We start from the raw sequence: 18,432 nt of genomic DNA, 5'->3' as shown, positions 1-18,432 counted from the left end.
CGAAATTTAGCTCAATCCCTAACTCAGAATGTGTCCGCGTTGAGCGCCATCATCGAATCCGCGCCCGACTGGATGCGTGCGAGATGTGCTGCGCTTTCCGGCATGATCCGCTCGAAATAATAGCGCGCGGTAACAAGCTTAGCTTCAAGGAACGCCTTGTTGCCTTCGCCACTGCCAAGCTTTTCTTCCGCGATCTTGGCCATGCGTGCCCACATGAAGCCGAGCGCCACCAGTCCGAAGAGATGCATATAGTCGTTGGAGGCAGCACCGGCATTATCAGGCTTGGCCATCGCATTCTGCATCAGCCACATGGTGGCGGCCTGAAGATCGTTGAGACCCTTCTTCAGATGCTTGGTGAAGAAGGAAAGCTTCTCGTTCTCGCGATTGGCTTCGCAGAAATCGCCCACTTCCTTGAAGAAGGCGGTGATTGCGCGGCCACCGTTAAGCGCCAGCTTGCGACCGACGAGATCAAGCGCCTGAATGCCGTTTGCACCTTCATAGATCATCGCGATGCGCGCATCGCGCACATACTGGCTCATGCCGTGTTCTTCGATATAGCCATGGCCACCGAAGACCTGCTGCGCCATGACGGCGTGTTCAAAACCCTTGTCGGTCAGAACGCCTTTCAGAACCGGCGTCAAAAGACCAACGAGATCATCTGCTGCCTGACGTTCCGCCTCATCGCCTGCACGATGGGCGATATCGGAGTTGAGCGCCGTCCATAGGATAAGCGCACGACCAGCTTCATTGAAAGCACGGATATTCATGAGGTTGCGGCGGATATCCGGATGCACGATGATCGGATCGGCCTTCTTGTCCGGTGCCGCGGCACCCGAAAGCGCACGACCCTGAATACGTTCGCGCGCATAGATGGCGGCATTCTGGTATGCGGTTTCGGCAATCGAAAGGCCCTGCAAAGCCACACCAAGACGCGCTTCATTCATCATGGTGAACATGGCGCGCAAGCCCTTATGGGCTTCGCCGATCAAAAAACCCTTTGCCTCGTCATAATTCATGACGCAGGTGGAATTGCCGTGGATACCCATCTTTTCTTCGATGGAACCGCAGGACACGCCATTACGCTCGCCGGGATTACCGTTTTCATCAAGAATGAACTTCGGCACGATGAACAGCGAAATGCCCTTCACGCCCTCCGGCGCGCCGTCGATACGAGCCAGCACCAGATGGATGATGTTTTCGGACATGTCGTGTTCGCCAGCCGAGATGAAAATCTTCTGGCCGGAAATCTTGTAGGAACCGTCTTTTTGCGGCGCGGCGCTGGTGCGCAGCAAGCCCAGATCCGTACCGCAATGCGGCTCGGTCAGGTTCATCGTGCCGGTCCAGGTGCCTTCCACCATCTTCGGCAGATAGGTGTCCTTCTGCTCATCGGTGCCGTGGGTCAGGATTGCGGCAATCGCACCCTGCGTCAGGCCCGGATACATGGTGAGCGCCATATTGGCTGACGACATATATTCGCCGACAGCCGTGTGCAGGAGATAAGGAAGCCCCTGCCCGCCATATTGCTCCGGCACGGCAAGGCCGAGCCAGCCGCCTTCGCGATAAAGGTCGTAAGCCTGCTTGTAGCCTTTCGGCGTCGTCACCGAACCATCCGAATGACGCTTGCAGCCTTCGCGATCAGCGGTCTGGTTGACCGGAAACAGGGTGCCCTCGGCGAGCTTCGCACCTTCAGACAGGATTGCCTCGACGACATCGGGCGACGCGTCGGCAAAGCCCGGCAGATTGTTGTAGCGCTGATAATTCAGAACGTCATTGAGAACGAAATTCGTATCCTCAACTGGCGCGCGATAGCTCGGCATAGAAATCCTCCAAATTCACCACCTGAGCCGTTCCGCGATGGCTGGAACGAGCCCGTAACCGCGTTTCATGCCTGCATGCCACATTATAGCAAAACGTTGTGACAGCGCGCATGTTGCAACAAAAAGGGATGATTTTCTGCGAAAACAGCCATTTTTGCCGCTTTTTTGACTGACCACATCACGGAATTCGCGCTCGTCCAGTCAATTTCGGCTCGAAGCTAACCTACTTTGACGTTTCCGTAAACGTCAAAAATTACACAAGTTCGTGCGGGACGGGGAAATGTTCATGTAAAGACGCTTTTCATCCTGATAGTGGTCGAAGGGAAAGTGTGATAAGCGCCCGCAAGCAACAACAGGAGTATAATGGTGAGCGAACCTACTGTAGCGGAAGCGACAGACCGAATTTATGAATCGCTTCAGGCGGATAATGTCGACATCGATTTACATATCGCCGCCCTGAAAGCAGCGCTTGAGCGCGCGGGCCTAAAAGAGGCTGTGTTCGATCCGGCCAAGCTGGTGCAGAACAATCGCTCCGGCAGGAAGCTCATGCAGGCATATTTTCGCCAGCATGGTGTTATGGTCAAGTTTGCGGCTTCGTGAACGGTCATTTTTGACCGGTAACGCGAGCTGAACGGTGAAAATCACGCCGATTGCGTAGACCGGATGACCACATGTGAGACATGAGAAAGGCGGCAATTCTGCCGCCCTTCTACTATTCATCGCCCCTTGAAGGCTTACTTGACCCATACAACGCGGCGGGTCTGCGTATCGATCAGAGCCGGACGATCTTCCACATAAACATAGGAATAAGTCGGCTGCTCCGGAACAGCCACCAGCGGCACATCCTCGGGGATGACCATGCCTTCGGCTATATCTCCTTCGATGATGACCGGATCAACCGGATTGGTTTCGATGTAGGTCACGACTTCATTCGGCACCAGCGGACCAGCATTCGGCCCTTCGGTATAATAGACGACCTGACGGTTCTGCATGGAAAGGATCACCGGTTCACCATTGACATAGATGTAACCGAAACCCGGATTGTCGGGGATCGGATGAACCGCGATTGTATCGGGGAGAACATAACCGTCACTGATTTCGCCCTCAATGACGACCGGGTCCGAAGGATTTTCGATGACATAATCGCGTGCTGTCTGAGGCACTTCGATAAGCACTCGATCCTGCGCCAGCGCAAAACCGGAGCTGGTGAGAAACGTCGCTACGGTCAGAACAAGAGCTTTTTTCATTGTCAGCCTCACTTTCGCATCAGAGCGAATTCGATCTGATTGGATCAGACCGGCGCTCCATCTGTTCGTTCTGGGCACATCTTGGATGCGCCATCAGTCGCAAGGCTGGAATAACCCCGTCGATGCGTCGAGGTTCCCACTCCACGGCACACTTCATGCAACAGGCTGAAACATTCGGACCTGCCAGGCGGAGTTCGCTCCGACTTCGATCTGGCCGAGGCCGCACATTCGTGGATGCACACATATACCCAAATTAAAAAGATGACGGCGAATAATTGTGAACCGTAGTTTCATCGTCCAAAGCCGCCCCAGAGCGCACTTGGCGAGACACAAGTCGATACAAGTTTTCAGGAATCCCAGAACGAAGCCTTCCGGAAGCTTCCTTGCGGATAATTCAGTTATCCGAAAATTACATTTCAATTTTTAGCGCTAGTTAAATTAGACAATGGAGATTGAGAAATCTTACCCAGCAAGTTGCTATTTTAAGATCGATCTAAATCCAGTTAAGATGGCTTTGTTTTCAACGAACAGGAGGTTTTAAAACTCTTTCTTATTGCTAAACGCGACCCGTTCTCGCTCTGCAAGCAACATCTGTGTTGGTGGATTAGACCAAACACAGCATGCGGAGCAAAAACGGAGGATGCAAAATGGCTTGTATATTACCGATACAGGATAGGCTATTCCGTCATTCCCCGTATGGCGTCAAGGTCTAGATTGCATTCTAAAGGCGTTGATTTTTATATATATTTTTTATTACGAGCAAATAGGCTGCCTTTATCTGTCCTGCCAATCAGATAGGGGCAGCCACATTTTCAAACTTCATACACCCGCAATCAAAACGACTGTCGCCCCATTCGTGCGAGGATGGTTCGCAGCTCTTCAACCGACCGATCCACCTCGTCCTTCTTCTTCTCAAGCTCGACCAGTTTTTTCTTGAAACGCTTGCGTAGCTTCTCCACTTCGACAGCGTCGCGGGTCTCATTTTCCCACACGCTGATCAACTGTCCCATCTCGCTCAGTGTGAAGCCGATGCGCCGCCCAAACAGGATAAGACGCAAGCGTGTATGGTCGTTGTAATCATAAAGCCGCGTCACGCCCGCGCGGCGTGGATTGAGCAATCCCTTGTCTTCGTAGAAGCGCAAGGCGCGCAACGTCAGGTCGAACTCCTCCGCTAGATCGCCGATCCGGTATAGTTGACCGCCTGACTGACCTTCCTTTCGCATATTCCCGCTTGCGCCGGTTAGCAAATCCGCAATTGCTAAATCTGCGACCAGCCCTGGTGCGTTAGCCTGTTTACTCATGTCCTACCCTGTTTCCGCCCCCGGAAACGCCCGGTCACCGCGCGATTGCGCGATGGAACCACTGTTGATGACAGCTCACATTGACATTGCTGTCAGTGCCGTAGCTTCGATTTACATTTTGCCGCCGCGGTTCACGCATCTTTCGTATTCGATAGATCCGCTTTTCATGCCGGGTCGCGTTTGACACGCTGAATTCAGCCCGCTCAACCATGGGATGCTATTCGGCATCCACGAAAGCACTCACTTAGCCGCATATATTAACGAGTTATTTACCACGTTTGTACAAATGTAAGCAGAGCAAATTCTTGCCTGTTGCGCTGGTGAAATTTGCTCCCGGCGGCCTCTATCATTAGAAAAAGTGAATTTATCATGGCAAATCCAGATATGGCGTCAGGTTCACGATCAATTATTGACGATTTGAATGCCCGCCGCGAGCGCCGAGCGTCATCACCTGCCATGGAAGAACTTAACCGCACGCTGGCGAGCCTTGAGAAACGCCTGATGGATCTGGAGCACGACAGCGCCCCGGACGTGCGTGATATTCTGCGTTCCGAACGTCACCCAGTTCGCCATCCGGACGAGACTGTAACCGGCCTCGCCGAGATTGCCGAAAATCTCCGTCGGATGCGCGGTAGCCATGAAGAGCCGCAGCCACATTATGCCTCAAGCGCCGAGGTCAGCCGTGCCAGCCGCGAGATGACCCGCCTTCAGCGCGCCGCAAGCGAAGAAGGCTTTTCACAGCAGATGAGCGATGATTTCGAGCGTATCAACGACAGTGTACGCCTTCTCGCCGAACGCAGCAGTGAGGCAAACGCGCAGGCGCTCCGCCGCCAGCTCGAAGAGCTCAATCGCACCGTCCAGAGCCTCGCGCGCGAAGAAACACTGCATCGTCTCAACAATCGTTGGGATCGCTTCGACGCGCGTTTCGAGGCCTTCGAACAGCGCCACAACGCCGTCGATCCGGCGTTGGATGCGATAGGCTCGCGACTTGAGCAGGTGCGCGACGCCATCGGTACGTTGCCCCAGTCGAACCGCCTGAGCGCAATCGAGGATCGCATCGGCCAGCTCGCGAATTCCATCGAGGAATCGCTCAGCCCACAACACGCGTCGTCGCTCGATCAGAGCCGTCTGCAGCAGATCGATGAGCGGCTGGACGAAATCAGCCGCGCTATCATCGCCACCAGCCGCGCCCAGCGCCCGGATCAGGACAGTGCGCGCCGACTGGAGCGTATCGAAAGCCGTTTGGCAGAGCTCGCAGAACAGCTCGCCACTTCGGCAACGCAGCAGAATTCCGACACGCTCTATCGCAAGCTCGGCGAACTTTCCTCTCGCATCGACGGTCTTTCAAGCGGCTCAGCGCTACCGGAAGGCGTCATCGACCAGCTCGCACACCAGATTAACCTGCTTGCCAATCAGGTTGGCAAGGTCATGGAGAATCTGAACCAGTCCGACTATCACGTTGTAGAGGCACGTCTTGAAGCCATCGGCGAGAAGCTCGAAGCTGCCGAGCGCCGGGTAGAGGAGCCGCATCCTTCCGTTCTGGACAAAATCGACCGCCGCTTTGCAGAACTGACCGAGCGTCTCGACGCGCAATATGCCACGCAGCATGTCGACAACAGCGCGATCCACACTCTGGAAGGCCGCCTCGACGATCTTTCGCAGCAGATTTCACTGGGTCTGCTTCAGGCGCCGACCTATGACGGCCCTGGACTGGATGTGAAGGCAATCCGCAGCCTCGAAGATCAGATTGCAAATATCGCCCATCATCTTGCGCAGCCCGTTGCCGAGATCGCAGAATTGAAGCCGCGTCTCGATTCCATCGAGCGCTCCATCGCCTCCAATCGCGAAACAGTGCTGGATGCAGCGCGCGAAGCTGCCGAAAGTGCTGTCGCGCGCGTTCTGCAGCATGGATCACATGGCGACAGCGTGATCGCCCGGCAACTCGCCGAAGACATGAAATCGCTCGAGGCCCTAGCGCGCAATTCCGACGAGCGCAACGGCAAGACATTCGAGACCGTCCACGACACATTGGTCAAGATCGTTGATCGTCTGGCCAGGCTTGAGCAGGACGTGGCAGGCAAATCAGACACGTCGGACACTGAAAAACCGGCCTTCACCAGCCCCAACGCTGGATCGCCGCGTCCGTCGGCACCGCGTTCCCCGGCTGCAGCGGCAGCGGAAGCAGCTTTTGCAACCGTCCAGAGCGAAGCCGGTCCCGCCGATATGCAGGCAGGTGACTTGACCGGGAAGTCATCGCTCTTCGGAGGTTTCGCGAAAGCTATACGCGGTCGCCGCGCCGACAAATCCGTCGGAAAGAACGACGAAACACTCGAAGCCAGCGCTTTTGACGCGACGCTTGATGCGCCAGCCTTCGAAAGCGATCTTGCGGCCATCGAGCCGATCACACGCGAAGAACCGGAGCTGGAAACGACTCCATCCCCTCGCCCTCAGGGCGAAGGCATGCCGGACCTCAATTCGATTATGAAGCGGGTGCGCGAAGAACGCCGTCAGCGCGAAGACGCTGCCGATCTGGCCCTTGCCGCCAACGGCAAGGTGGACTTCATCACGGCAGCGCGGCGCGCCGCCCAGCTTGCGGCCGCAGAATCCGAACAGCTTCAGAAGGGCGCGACCAAGCGCACCGGTAAGAAAAAGTCATCAGTCGGCGACATGATCCAGCGCCAGCGCAAGCCGATCCTGATGGCAATCGGTGCTGTGATGATCGCGATGGCTGGCCTGCAGATCGGCTCAGCTTTCCTCAACCGCGACGAGCCGGTGGAAACGGCAATCGATACAGTACCGCCGCAGATCGACACCACTGCCACCGACAACACGCCTGCGCCAGCCGACGAAATCGCTGCAAAAATCGCGTCGGAAACGGCACCTGCGCTCGAGCCGTCCGCCCCCGCAACAGTGCCTCCGGTTACGGAGCCGCGCTCGGAGAAAGTTGCGCAGGAAGAAATCCCGGAACCAGCAAACGAGCAGCAGGCAGCGGTGGAAATACCGACAGAGGTTGAACAGCCTGCCGCAACAATCGCCAATCCGGTGAAGCCTGTTGAAACGGCGGCATCGGCCGAACCTGCCGCAAAGCCTCAGGCGGCCATTCCGCCTGTACCGGAAGAAGCCGGTCCGGCAGCGCTTCGCGAGGCTGCGGCCAAGGGCGATGCTCGTGCGCTCTTCGAGGTCGGCAATCGCTATATGGAAGGTCGCGGCGTTGCCGCCGACTTTGCCAAGGCGGCGAAATGGTATGAGATTTCTGCAGGTCAAGGCTTTGCCCCGGCGCAATATCGTCTCGGCAACTTCAACGAGAAGGGCCTTGGCATGGCCCGCGATCTCGAAAAGGCCAAGACCTGGTACCAGCTTTCAGCGCAGCAGGGTAACGCCAGCGCGATGCACAACCTCGCCGTCCTTTTCGCAACCGGCGCCAATGGCAACCCTGACAATGCTTCCGCCGTGCGCTGGTTCACCGATGCCGCCGAACTCGGCGTGAAGGACAGCCAGTTCAATCTCGGAATCCTTGCGGCCAAGGGACTGGGCATGCCAGTCAATCTGGAAGAAAGCTACAAGTGGTTCTCGCTTGCCGCCAATGCTGGTGACAAGGATGCTGCCGACAAGCGCGACCAGATTGCCAAGGCATTGAAACCGGAACAGCTTGAACGCGCCAAGGATTTGGTCAAGCTCTGGAAGGCCAAGCCGCTCGATCAGGCAACCAACTCCATCGACGTCCCGGATGCTTGGACCGAGAGCAAACCGCTCACCACCGGCTCGGTGGATATGAAGAAGGCTGTTCGTAACATCCAGCTTATTCTCCAGAAGAACGGCTACGACGTCGGCACTGCCGATGGCTTGATGGGCGGCAAGACCCGCGCTGCAATTGCCGCCTTCCAGAAGGCGAATGGCCAGACGCCGACCGGCGACGTTGACCAGCAACTGGTCCAGCTTCTTCTCGAGAAGAACAAGTAACACATTGAAGTAAATCGGATTTTTCGAGGGCAGCAGAAGCTGCCCTTTCTCGTTTCAATCACAAGCGTCTGAAAGAAGTGACAGGTTGAATCGACTCGTTGAGCCTTATTATCTAAGCCCTATCAACGAGGGGATAGACGATGCTCTTGCACGTAAACAACGACATGGAAAACGGGATCATCGCGAAGATTCCCCTCGCGCTCGACAAGGACATCAAAAGCTTCCAGGGAGATGCGATCGACTTTGAGATTTCTTCCGGCGACAAGCAACTTATCCCTGCCGAGGATATTCATCCGTACAAATCCATTTTCAAAGTCCTATCCGGCAGTTTCGAGCTGAAGAACATCTTCATAGGCGTGTCGTTCAATGCGAATTTCACCACACCAGACGGCAAAAAGACCTGTCTCACACGGTCCAGCCCTATGGAAGAATGGAATGTCATGAATGGCAACTACTATGCCGAAAGCATGAACTGCTTTGGCTTCAAGTCCAGCAGCCGCTTTGCTGGAAACTTCAGCGTAAACCTGACCAATCCCTATCTTTATATCATAAAGAACGGCAGCCTGACCGACAGTAAAATGTCCGACAACATTTCGATCCGTGCACAGTTTTACCCATCGTCTGGTCATTCCGTCATCACGCCGAAAGAAGATATCAATATCGTCATCAGCAACCGACAGAACGCTACCGACTGATCGACAGTGCATCGTGGCCAGATTGCGCTCATGTATTTCCTATATATTCTATGGGATTATACCAACAATGACTGTTTTAAGCTCTCTTCAAGGCTCTTTTTGTTGTTCTTAAACAACACCTAGCATTTTTCCTCGAATAGAGTTTCGCGAGATAACTTTATCAGCAATCGGCGTTTGACTTCGCGATGGCGACAGAGCAAGACATTATGAGAAGTGGCCGGGCTGAAACTCACGTGTGGAGTTAAGCCTAACTACTTGTTTTCATGCATTTCCGCACGCAGAACAGTTTCATAATTTTGCCGGAGATGTTTTAGTAGAGTGAAACATCTTGCGGAGAAGCGCGACCGCAAGCAGCTGTGTGTCATGCGTTCGTGAAAGCCGGGTTCGGAATTGGGTATTTATCTTCCCATTGCGGAATTATCGGTCAACATGCTGGTTCTTCTCGGCATGGGCGCCGCCGTGGGTTTTCTCTCCGGACTGTTCGGCGTCGGCGGCGGCTTTCTGATCACGCCGCTTCTGATCTTTTATAACATTCCACCTGCAATCGCGGTCGCCACCGGTGCCAATCAGGTCATCGCCTCGTCGGTTTCCGGCGCACTGGCGCATTTCAAACGTCGCACGCTCGATATCAAGCTCGGCCTGTTTCTCGTGGCGGGTGGTGTATTGGGTTCCCTCGTCGGTATCTTCGTGTTCTCGTGGCTGCGCGATCTCGGCCAGTTGGACCTCATCGTTTCCATCCTCTACGTCTTTTTTCTCGGCACTGTCGGCGGTCTGATGCTGGTGGAAAGCCTGCGCGCCATGCGCCGCGTAAAAAAGGGACAAGCAGGTGCTGTGCGGCGGTCCGGCCAGCATACGTGGATACACCGCCTGCCATTCAAGATGCGGTTTCGCGCCTCCACCATCTATGTCAGCATCATTCCGGTTCTCGGCATCGGCTTCTTCATCGGCCTTCTGTCATCGGTGATGGGTGTCGGCGGCGGTTTCATTATGGTTCCGGCGCTCATCTATCTGCTGCATGTTCCGACCAATGTGGTTGTCGGAACCTCGCTGTTTCAGATCACCTTTGTGACCGCAGTCACGACCGTCCTGCAGGCAACGACCAACCAGTCCATCGATATCGTACTTGCTTTCCTGCTGATGGTTGGCGGCGTTATCGGCGCGCAATACGGCGCACGCGCGGGCCAAAAATTGCGCGGCGAACAGTTGCGCCTTTTGCTGGCGCTTCTCGTGCTTGCCGTTGGCCTGCGCCTCGCCTTTGGCCTGTTCGTGCGGCCCGACAATCTGTTTTCCATTTCGATTGCGGATATCTGACATGCGGAGCCTTACGCTTTCCTCCGCATTGATGTTCCTTCTAATGACGGGAAGCGCATTGGCGCAGGTCGATTCGAGCGGCAACGGCAACACGGTTCCGCAATTGCAAAACCCTGCGGATGAAACCATCGAAATCGGACTTTCAACCGAAACCATCGCCATCACATCGAATTTCGGCGGCACTGACCTCACCATATTCGGCGCGCTCGACAATGCCGATCCGATGATCCAACGACAAGGCCGTTACGATATCATCGTCGTGCTACAAGGCCCCTCGCGCGATCTCGTGGTGCGCAAGAAGGACCGTTATCTCGGTGTCTGGGTGAATTCGGATTCGGAAACCTTCATGGGCGTGCCGCTCTCCTACTCGCTGGCCTCTACCCGCAATCTGCAGGACATTACCGAAGAGAAAATCTACCGACAACTTTCGGTGGGCGTGCGCAACTTCTATCTCGTCCCGGAAGATCCGGGTAGCCTGTCGGGCAATATCCCGACATTCGGCAACGAACTGCGGGAAATGAAAATCCGCCAGGGCCTCTATACGCAGCGCATCGGGGGCGTGGAGTTCATTTCCCGCACCTTGTTTCGCGCCACATTGAACCTGCCCGCCAATGTGCCGGTCGGGCGCCACAAGGCTCGGGCGCTTCTGTTCCGCAACGGTGTTTTTTTGCGTGAAGCCAATGCCAGTCTCGAAATCGTCAAGGCTGGTTTTGAACAGAGCATCTACAACGCCGCCCACCAGAACAGCTTTCTCTACGGCCTTTTTGCCGTTTTCCTTGCCGTCTTCACCGGCTGGTTCGGACGCATTCTGTTCCGCAGGGATTAACCCCCATAAAGCGCGCCGCGCGCAATCGGGTAAACCTTGCCCTGTCCCAGCATATAGGCGCGCAGGGTCTCGTCAGCGAACAGCCCTCGGAAAGCGCGATCCAGAATATTCAGCGCACCCGTATAGGCGCCGAAAGCAGGCATAATGAGCCTTTCCCCGTCGCTTACAAAACAGGGGCGGCGTACTGACCGTCCACGTCGCACGATGCGGGCCGCGGGGTGAAGGTGCCCTGCAATCTCGCCCTGCCCGGCCTTGCGCGATGGTTCATGCCGGAAGGTAAGCGGCCCGATTGCCAGTTCCTCCACACAATCGCCCGGCAAGTCGACCGGGCGATCCGGATCGTGATTGCCAGTGATCCAGAACCAGTCCCGATGCTCCATAAGCGATTTCAGCCGGATGGCATAAAGCGACGGCAGGCGTTCGCTGGCGGTTGCATCGTGAAAACTGTCGCCAAGGCTGATGACGGTTCGCGGCTGATAACGCGCGATGGCCAGCGCCAGCATATCGAGCGTCGCTGCTGTGTCATAAGGTGGGATGAGCTGGCCGCGCCGGGCAAAGGATGAACCTTTTTCCAGATGCAGATCGGAAACGATGAGCATATGCAGGTCGGGCAGGAACAGTGCACCGGATGGATCGCACACAGCTGCAACGCCACGCACTTCCGTATGGGCCAGACTGTAGGCCTCTCCATTGCCCCATACCGCAGTCTTCATTGCATCGCCTCTTTGATCAGATCATCTGCGGCCTCTTCAAGCAGCATTTCCTCGCCATCGCCTGCCACACGCTCACGTCCGATTTCGAGCATCACAGGCAGCGCCAGCGGTGAAATCCTGTCGAGCGGCTTGTGCAAAAGATGACCTTTCACGCGTGCCAGCATGTCGCCAAGGCGCTTGATATCCAGAAGCCCCGTCGCGGCATCCGCACGCGTCGCCTGCAGCAATATGTGGTCCGGCTCATGGGTCCGCAGCACGTCATAGATCAGGTCGGTGGAAACCGTAACCTGACGGCCTGTTTTCTCCTGTCCCGGATGACGGCGTTCGATAAGCCCTGAAATCACGGCACAATTGCGGAAAGTGCGTTTCAAAAGGTAGCTTTCATCAAGCCAGGCTTCGAGATCGTCCCCCAGCATATCCTCGTCAAACAGACGGGTGAGATTGAGCTTTCCCGTGCCGATCAGCGCGCCCATATCCTTGAGGCCCCAAAGCCCCAGCGAATAATCGGTAGCGACAAAGCCAAGCGGATGCGCGCCCATGCGTTCCAGACGGCGCGTCAGCAACATGCCGAGCGTTTGATGCGCCAGCCTGCCCTCGAACGGATAGGCGACCATGTAGAAGCGATTGCCGCGCGGAAAGGTTTCGATCAGCAGCTCATCCGTTGCAGGCAGCACGGATTTCCATTGCTGCACTTCAAGCCATTCCCGCACCTGTTCCGGCAAAAACTGCCAGCGCGTGCGGTCGGCAAGCATGGCGCGCACCTGCGCGGCAAGATAGGTGGAAAGCGGAAACTTGCCGCCTGCATAGACAGGAATTTTGGCATCCTGCCCGGCAGCATTGGAGGCGATGCACTCGTTTTCACGGATGCCTTCAAACCGCAGCACCTTTCCGGCAAACAGGAACGTGTCGCCAGCCGTCAACGTCTCAAGGAAGTATTCTTCGATGCGACCAAGAACACGTCCGCCACGCGCGTTTCCACCCTTGCCGCCACGAGTAAGCCGCACATTCAGCTCTGGCGCTTCGACAATCGTGCCAATATTGAGCCGATATTGCTGCGCGATGCGCGGATTGGACACCCGCCACGTGCCGTCCACGGTCTTGCGGATTTTCGCGAACCGCTCATAGGTCTTGAGCGCGTAGCCGCCAGTCGCCACGAAATCCAGAATACGGTCGAACGTGTCTCGCGGAAGGTTCGAATAAGGTGCAGCACTCTGCACTTCACGATAAAGCTGATCGGCGTTGAAAGGCTCGGCACAGGCCATGCCAAGCACGTGTTGCGCCAGCACATCCAGCGCCCCGTCGATCAGGGGTGGCGTATCCTGCGCGCCCAGATAATTGGCGTCGAGTGCGGCGCGGCACTCCATCACCTCGAAGCGATTGGCGGGCACAAGAATGGCACGGCTTGGCTCGTCCATGCGGTGATTGGCACGGCCAATGCGCTGCGCAAGGCGGCTCGCCCCTTTCGGTGCGCCGACATGAATGACCAGATCGACATCACCCCAGTCGATCCCCAGATCAAGCGTCGAGGTCGCGACCACAGCCCGCAATGTGTTGGCAGCCATGGCTTGCTCGACCTTGCGGCGCTGGCTGGCATCGAGCGAACCATGATGCAGCGCAATCGGCAGCGTGTCCTCATTGACCCGCCAGAGCTCCTGAAACAGCATTTCCGCCTGACTGCGCGTATTGACGAACAGAAGCGTCGTGCGATGCTGGCGGATCGCCTCATAAATATCGGGAATCGCATAGCGCGAGGAGTGGCCAGACCATGGCACCCGCTCATCGGAATCGAGAATCGTGATTTCCGGCTTGGCACCGCCATCCACCGTCACAAGACCGGCCATGGGCCCAGTGCCGTCCTGTTCCACCAACCAGCGGCGCAGTTCATCGGGCTCCGCCACCGTTGCGGAAAGGCCGATCGTCTGCAATTGCGGTTGCAGACGGCGCAGCCGCGCCAGCCCGAGCGCCAGCAAATGCCCGCGCTTGGAAATCACGAGCGAATGCAATTCGTCCAGCACCACGTAGCGCAAACCCTTGAAGAATTGTTCCGCGCCTTTGGAAGCGATCAACAGTGCAAGCTGCTCTGGCGTCGTCAGTAGAATATCCGGTGGCGCCAGCTTCTGCCGCTGGCGTTTGTGCGCAGGCGTATCGCCGGTCCGGGTCTCGATTGAGATGTCGAGACCCATTTCCTCGACCGGCACCGTCAGATTGCGATGAATATCGACGGCCAGAGCCTTCAGCGGCGAGATATAAAGCGTATGCACGCCGCGCTTCGCCATACCCGGCTTTTTACGGCCATTTCGTTCCAGGTCCACCAGCGCCGGCAGAAACCCGGCCAGCGTTTTACCCGCACCGGTCGGCGCAATCAGAAGCGTGGACTGTCCCTGTTCGGCACGGGCCAGAAGCTCAAGCTGATGCGCGCGCGGCGACCAGCCCTTGGCCGCAAACCATTCGAGAAAACGGTCCGGCAAGGGAAAAGCGGCAGATGCGGCGGCGGATTTCAGGTTCAGTGTCACGCCGTCAATCTAATCGCAGCGAGGCAAGCCGCCAAGGTGTTTGTTCACTTTTGTTCTCATTTTGTCAGCAGACGCAAGCTCCCTCTCTTTTCGGGGCGAACTTCGTGACCTATCTTCAAACCATGCGTTTCAACCAACTTCTCTGCTCCTCTCCCAAAGGTCTTTATTGCCCGCCCGGCGATTTCTACATCGACCCCGTGCGTCCGGTGGAACGCGCGCTCATCACGCACGGACATTCCGATCATGCCCGCTCGGGCCATACCCATGTACTGGCAACGCCCGAAACGCTCGACATCATGGCGCTACGCTACGGCGCGAACTTCGCCGAAACCACACAACCGATTGGCCTCGGTGAAACCCTGACGATCAACGGTGTTCGGGTCCGTTTTCATGGCGCGGGCCATGTGCTCGGCTCGGCCCAGATCGCGGTGGAAAAAGATGGAACCCGCATTGTCGCTTCGGGCGATTACAAGCGCGCAGTCGATCCAACCTGCGCGCCTTTTGAGCCGGTGGCCTGTGATGTCTTCATCACCGAAGCAACCTTTGCGCTGCCGGTGTTCCGTCACCCTGATGCGTCACACGAGATCGCGACGCTTCTCAAATCAATCCGGCAATTTCCTGAACGCGCACATCTTGTCGGCGCCTATTCACTGGGAAAGGCACAGCGGGTTATCAAACTCATACGCAATGCCGGCTACTCGGAACCGATCTATATTCACGGTGCACTGGAAAAGATCTGCGATTATTACCAGGCACAAGGTATCGATCTCGGTCCGCTCGAACCGGCAACCGTGGAGCGTGACGAGGCGCAGCCGGATTTTACAGGCAAGATCATCGTCGGTCCTCCATCGGCTTTTTCCGACCGTTGGGCGCGGCGTTTTCCCGATCCCATTTCAGCCTTCGCCTCCGGCTGGATGCGCATCCGCCAGCGCGCCAAACAACAGGGCGTGGAACTGCCACTCATCATTTCCGACCATTGCGACTGGGATGAACTGACGGCGACAATTACGGAAATTGCACCCGCCGAAGTATGGGTCACACATGGGCGCGAGGAAGCGCTCGTTCGCTGGTGCGAACTGCAGAACATACCAGCCAAGCCGCTGCATCTCGTCGGCTATGAAGATGAGGGCGATTGATGCGCGCTTTCGCTGAACTTCTTGACCGGCTGGTTCTGACACCGCAGCGCAACGGCAAGCTTCGTCTGCTTATTGACTATTTCCGTGCTACTCCCGACCCGGATCGCGGTCTGGCATTGGCGGCAATCACGCGCGATCTCGAACTGCAAAGCGTGAAGCCCGCCATGCTGCGTGCACTGATAGCCGAACGCACAGATCCCGCACTCTTTGCCTATTCCTATGATTATGTGGGAGACCTCGCCGAAACGATTTCGCTCATCTGGCCCGGCCCTAGTGAAACCGCGCCCGGCGCAAATCTGCCACTTGGCATCGTTGTCCACGAATTGCAGAATGCTTCGCGCCGCGAAGGCCCGATGCTTGTGGCCGGATGGCTCGATCTGCTCGGCATTTCGGAACGTTATGCACTGTTGAAGCTGGTCACCGGCGGTTTGCGCATCGGGGTTTCGGCCCGCCTCGCCAAACAGGCTCTTGCTGATTTCGGCGGCGTCAACGTTGTCGAAATCGAGGAACTCTGGCACGGCCAGTCACCGCCCTATGAGGTGCTTTTCGCCTGGCTGGAAGGCCGTGGCGAAAAACCTGCTGCCACCGCAGCCGCACCGTTTCGCCCCGTCATGCTGGCGACAGCGCTTAATGAAACTGAAATCCCCTCGCTCGACGCATCCGCCTACAGTGCCGAGTGGAAGTGGGACGGCATTCGGGTGCAGGCCGTTGCGGAAAACGGCGTGCGCCGCCTCTATTCACGCACCGGTGACGATATTTCCGGCGCATTCCCGGATATTCTGGAGGTGATGGATTTCGAAGGGGCAATCGATGGCGAATTGCTCGTCGGGCATCACGGCGAAACCGGCATAGAAACGGCTACGTTTTCCGACCTCCAGCAAAGACTGAACCGCAAGACCGTGAGTGCAAAACAGTTACACGACTATCCGGCTTTCGTGCGGGCCTATGATCTGTTGCAGGAAGGGAACCAGCAGACCGGCACCGATTTGCGCGCCCTGCCCTTTTCCGAACGCCGTGCCCGCCTGCAAAAATTCCTCGGCAAGCTCGACCCCCGCCGGTTCGATCTTTCGCCACTACTGCCTTTCGCTGACTTTCAGGAACTGGCGCAGTTTCGCGCCAATCCACCCCATCCCGTCATCGAAGGCGTGATGCTGAAGCGTCACGACAGCACCTATCTGCCCGGGCGCCCCAAGGGGCCATGGTTCAAATGGAAGCGCGATCCTTTCACCGTCGATGCCGTGATCGTCTATGCCCAGCGTGGGCACGGCAAGCGCTCCAGCTATTATTCAGATTTCACCTTTGCCGTCTGGACGGGACCGGAAGACGAGCCAGTGCTGGTGCCGGTCGGCAAGGCTTATTTCGGCTTTACGGACGAAGAATTGAAGCTGCTGGACAAGTTTGTGCGCGAGAACACCACCGAGCGCTTCGGCCCGGTGCGATCTGTCCGCGCCGAGCCCAATCATGGGCTGGTGGTGGAAGTTGCCTTCGAGGGTCTCAACCGCTCCACGCGCCATAAATCCGGCGTTGCCATGCGCTTTCCGCGTTTCTCACGGCTTCGCTGGGACAAGCCGCCCCGCGAAGCGGACCGGCTTGAAACGCTGGAAAAGCTGCTGAGCTGATTATTCAGCCGCCGTTGAAACGCGGATTTCGTAGATATTGACCGGCTTGCCGGAACCGCTCAAATCCGAGTTGACCGTGATCGTGCCGGCGCGACCTGCCTTCTGGCCGGACGAAATATCCATATCGAAAAGGAAGTCGCTCACGGAATCGCGAACGTCGTAGCGCCTGCGCCCGCAATCGCCAAGACCGCCGAAATCACAATTGACTGACATCTGGGTCGTCTTGCCATCATCCGCTCGCGCAACAATGTCGAAGGTCGCCTTCTTGCCTTCCAGCTGGTTCAAAATGCCTTCGCCCACATCGAATGTGACCGTATCTTCGGCACCGGAAGATTGTACACGTGCGAAACTGCGTGTGCCTTCCTGCCTGATTTCCGCCGTCGCACGTCCCTTGACGGACATTCGTGTTGCCTCAGACGGCTGGAAAATCGTGATCCATTTCAATCCGCCGGGCTCTTCGCCTTCTTTCAAAGGCGCAATACTGCCATCGCTATGCAGCGGATTGTTCGCCGGTCCACGGCTCAAATCGATAAAGCTGTTATAGAGCGAATAACCGATGAAAGCGGCAACAGCGAGCACAAGCGCCGGAATACCATAGCTATAGAAAGGTGAATGACGTTTCTTTTTCCTGCGGTCCTTACGCGAAACGCCGCCCTCATAACCGAGATCGGCATTGCTGCGCTTCTTCTGCCGCGAGGTCGCACGGATGTCGCTGGTATCGAGCGCAGGCGATGCCTCTTCCGCCTTACCGCCAAGGATCGGATCTTCCCTGTGCGGAGCATCAAGTGACGGGTCGTGACGCTCAGTTTTGTCACCACCGGTCTTGAATTCCTGTTCAATGTGCGAGATCGCGTCCTTTAGCTTTTGGCGGCGCTGTTCCTTCTGCACATCGCTGAGCGCGGTATTTGCCGCAAGAGCGCGCTCATGCGCACCCCAAGCGGATTCATAGATTCGCTGGCGGGTCGCCGGATTATGCGCATCCGCCTTGGCAAATGCATTCCTGATCGCGCGCTCAATACTTTCCAAAGGTTGCTCTTCCCTTGTTCGTTCTTCCCGCCGTTTCGTCACGCCCTCAACAGGAGCAAGCGGTCTCCGATGCAGACGATTTCATAAGCCTCAGCGAAATTAACGTCTGAATCAAGGCATTTAGCTGTTCATCACCCGCTTTGACTAGCCAATAAGCATGTCGGAGACACCAAATATTAACTCTGACTGCGGTTTTCCCCCATCCGTATGGTTTTACAGCGCCGAACTGCCCCATGCGAATGAACGAGACATCCCGAAGTAGGCTGGC

The 18,432-nt window shown here is 56.7% G+C and carries 13 protein-coding genes; 7 read left to right on the top strand and 6 right to left on the bottom strand.

The window, feature by feature from the left end:
- Window positions 1-23: 23 nt before the first annotated feature.
- Window positions 24-1,817, bottom strand: coding sequence for an acyl-CoA dehydrogenase C-terminal domain-containing protein (locus KWJ32_RS00710; protein WP_012093367.1), 1,794 nt, complete (start codon window positions 1,815-1,817; stop codon window positions 24-26).
- A gap of 363 nt (window positions 1,818-2,180) precedes the next feature.
- Between KWJ32_RS00710 and KWJ32_RS00705 the strand changes: the two genes are divergently transcribed.
- Complete coding sequence (locus tag KWJ32_RS00705) at window positions 2,181-2,417, top strand: hypothetical protein (RefSeq protein WP_012093368.1); 237 nt, start codon at window positions 2,181-2,183, stop codon at window positions 2,415-2,417.
- 134 nt (window positions 2,418-2,551) lie between these two features.
- Here the strand turns inward: KWJ32_RS00705 and KWJ32_RS00700 are convergent, their stop codons facing one another.
- Window positions 2,552-3,064, bottom strand: a complete 513-nt coding sequence (locus KWJ32_RS00700) for a DUF1236 domain-containing protein (protein ID WP_256885947.1) — start codon at window positions 3,062-3,064, stop codon at window positions 2,552-2,554.
- Between the two features lie 833 nt (window positions 3,065-3,897).
- A complete protein-coding gene (locus tag KWJ32_RS00695) occupies window positions 3,898-4,287 on the bottom strand; it encodes a MerR family transcriptional regulator (RefSeq protein WP_231771607.1) in 390 nt (129 codons plus the stop codon).
- A gap of 447 nt (window positions 4,288-4,734) precedes the next feature.
- Between KWJ32_RS00695 and KWJ32_RS00690 the strand changes: the two genes are divergently transcribed.
- The 4 genes from KWJ32_RS00690 to KWJ32_RS00675 all read left to right on the top strand — a co-directional run bounded on the left by KWJ32_RS00690 (window position 4,735) and on the right by KWJ32_RS00675 (window position 11,157).
- Entirely contained in the window at window positions 4,735-8,325 is a 3,591-nt protein-coding gene (locus KWJ32_RS00690; RefSeq protein ID WP_012093371.1) for a peptidoglycan-binding protein, read from the top strand.
- A gap of 140 nt (window positions 8,326-8,465) precedes the next feature.
- Window positions 8,466-9,020, top strand: a complete 555-nt coding sequence (locus KWJ32_RS00685; RefSeq protein WP_012093372.1) for a hypothetical protein — start codon at window positions 8,466-8,468, stop codon at window positions 9,018-9,020.
- Window positions 9,021-9,449: 429 nt separating this feature from the next.
- Entirely contained in the window at window positions 9,450-10,331 is an 882-nt protein-coding gene (locus KWJ32_RS00680; protein WP_231771606.1) for a sulfite exporter TauE/SafE family protein, read from the top strand.
- Window position 10,332: 1 nt separating this feature from the next.
- Window positions 10,333-11,157, top strand: a complete 825-nt coding sequence (locus tag KWJ32_RS00675) for a TIGR02186 family protein (protein WP_010659221.1) — start codon at window positions 10,333-10,335, stop codon at window positions 11,155-11,157.
- Here the strand turns inward: KWJ32_RS00675 and pdeM are convergent.
- Window positions 11,154-11,870 (bottom strand): ligase-associated DNA damage response endonuclease PdeM, encoded by a 717-nt coding sequence (gene pdeM, locus KWJ32_RS00670; protein ID WP_125301000.1) that lies wholly within the window; start codon window positions 11,868-11,870, stop codon window positions 11,154-11,156. The two genes, KWJ32_RS00675 and pdeM, sit on opposite strands and share 4 nt — an antisense overlap.
- Window positions 11,867-14,383, bottom strand: coding sequence for a ligase-associated DNA damage response DEXH box helicase (locus tag KWJ32_RS00665; RefSeq protein WP_151691142.1), 2,517 nt, complete (start codon window positions 14,381-14,383; stop codon window positions 11,867-11,869). The genes pdeM and KWJ32_RS00665 overlap by 4 nt, the downstream gene beginning before the upstream one ends.
- Before the next feature lie 122 nt (window positions 14,384-14,505).
- On the opposite strand from KWJ32_RS00665, the gene KWJ32_RS00660 reads away from it, so the two are divergent.
- Together KWJ32_RS00660 and KWJ32_RS00655 are read left to right on the top strand one after the other, a co-directional pair.
- Window positions 14,506-15,519 carry a ligase-associated DNA damage response exonuclease gene (locus KWJ32_RS00660; RefSeq protein WP_094515818.1) on the top strand — a complete coding sequence of 338 codons (1,014 nt, stop codon included), beginning with the start codon at window positions 14,506-14,508 and terminating at the stop codon, window positions 15,517-15,519.
- Window positions 15,519-17,138, top strand: coding sequence for a cisplatin damage response ATP-dependent DNA ligase (locus KWJ32_RS00655; protein WP_012093377.1), 1,620 nt, complete (start codon window positions 15,519-15,521; stop codon window positions 17,136-17,138). Before KWJ32_RS00660 ends, KWJ32_RS00655 begins: the two co-directional genes overlap by 1 nt.
- Here the strand turns inward: KWJ32_RS00655 and KWJ32_RS00650 are convergent, their stop codons facing one another.
- Window positions 17,139-18,164, bottom strand: a complete 1,026-nt coding sequence (locus KWJ32_RS00650; protein ID WP_012093378.1) for a hypothetical protein — start codon at window positions 18,162-18,164, stop codon at window positions 17,139-17,141. It abuts the gene before it with no gap.
- Window positions 18,165-18,432: the final 268 nt, after the last annotated feature.

The sequence above is a fragment of the Ochrobactrum sp. BTU2 genome (assembly GCF_024539785.1).
GTDB lineage: Bacteria > Pseudomonadota > Alphaproteobacteria > Rhizobiales > Rhizobiaceae > Brucella > Brucella anthropi.
The sequence above is the reverse complement of the archived record's forward strand: the minus strand, read 5'-3'. Positions and strand labels throughout refer to the sequence as shown.

Excerpts from the sequence above, each read along its gene's own strand:
- KWJ32_RS00680 (WP_231771606.1), top strand. The coding sequence starts at position 9,450 with ATGCTGGTTCTTCTCGGCATGGGCGCCGCCGTGGGTTTTCTCTCCGGA.
- KWJ32_RS00705 (WP_012093368.1), top strand. The coding sequence starts at position 2,181 with ATGGTGAGCGAACCTACTGTAGCGGAAGCGACAGACCGAATTTATGAA.
- KWJ32_RS00655 (WP_012093377.1), top strand. The coding sequence starts at position 15,519 with ATGCGCGCTTTCGCTGAACTTCTTGACCGGCTGGTTCTGACACCGCAG.
- KWJ32_RS00660 (WP_094515818.1), top strand. The coding sequence starts at position 14,506 with ATGCGTTTCAACCAACTTCTCTGCTCCTCTCCCAAAGGTCTTTATTGC.
- pdeM (WP_125301000.1), bottom strand. The coding sequence starts at position 11,870 with ATGAAGACTGCGGTATGGGGCAATGGAGAGGCCTACAGTCTGGCCCAT.
- KWJ32_RS00710 (WP_012093367.1), bottom strand. The coding sequence starts at position 1,817 with ATGCCGAGCTATCGCGCGCCAGTTGAGGATACGAATTTCGTTCTCAAT.
- KWJ32_RS00675 (WP_010659221.1), top strand. The coding sequence starts at position 10,333 with ATGCGGAGCCTTACGCTTTCCTCCGCATTGATGTTCCTTCTAATGACG.
- KWJ32_RS00695 (WP_231771607.1), bottom strand. The coding sequence starts at position 4,287 with ATGCGAAAGGAAGGTCAGTCAGGCGGTCAACTATACCGGATCGGCGAT.
- KWJ32_RS00685 (WP_012093372.1), top strand. The coding sequence starts at position 8,466 with ATGCTCTTGCACGTAAACAACGACATGGAAAACGGGATCATCGCGAAG.
- KWJ32_RS00690 (WP_012093371.1), top strand. The coding sequence starts at position 4,735 with ATGGCAAATCCAGATATGGCGTCAGGTTCACGATCAATTATTGACGAT.
- KWJ32_RS00700 (WP_256885947.1), bottom strand. The coding sequence starts at position 3,064 with ATGAAAAAAGCTCTTGTTCTGACCGTAGCGACGTTTCTCACCAGCTCC.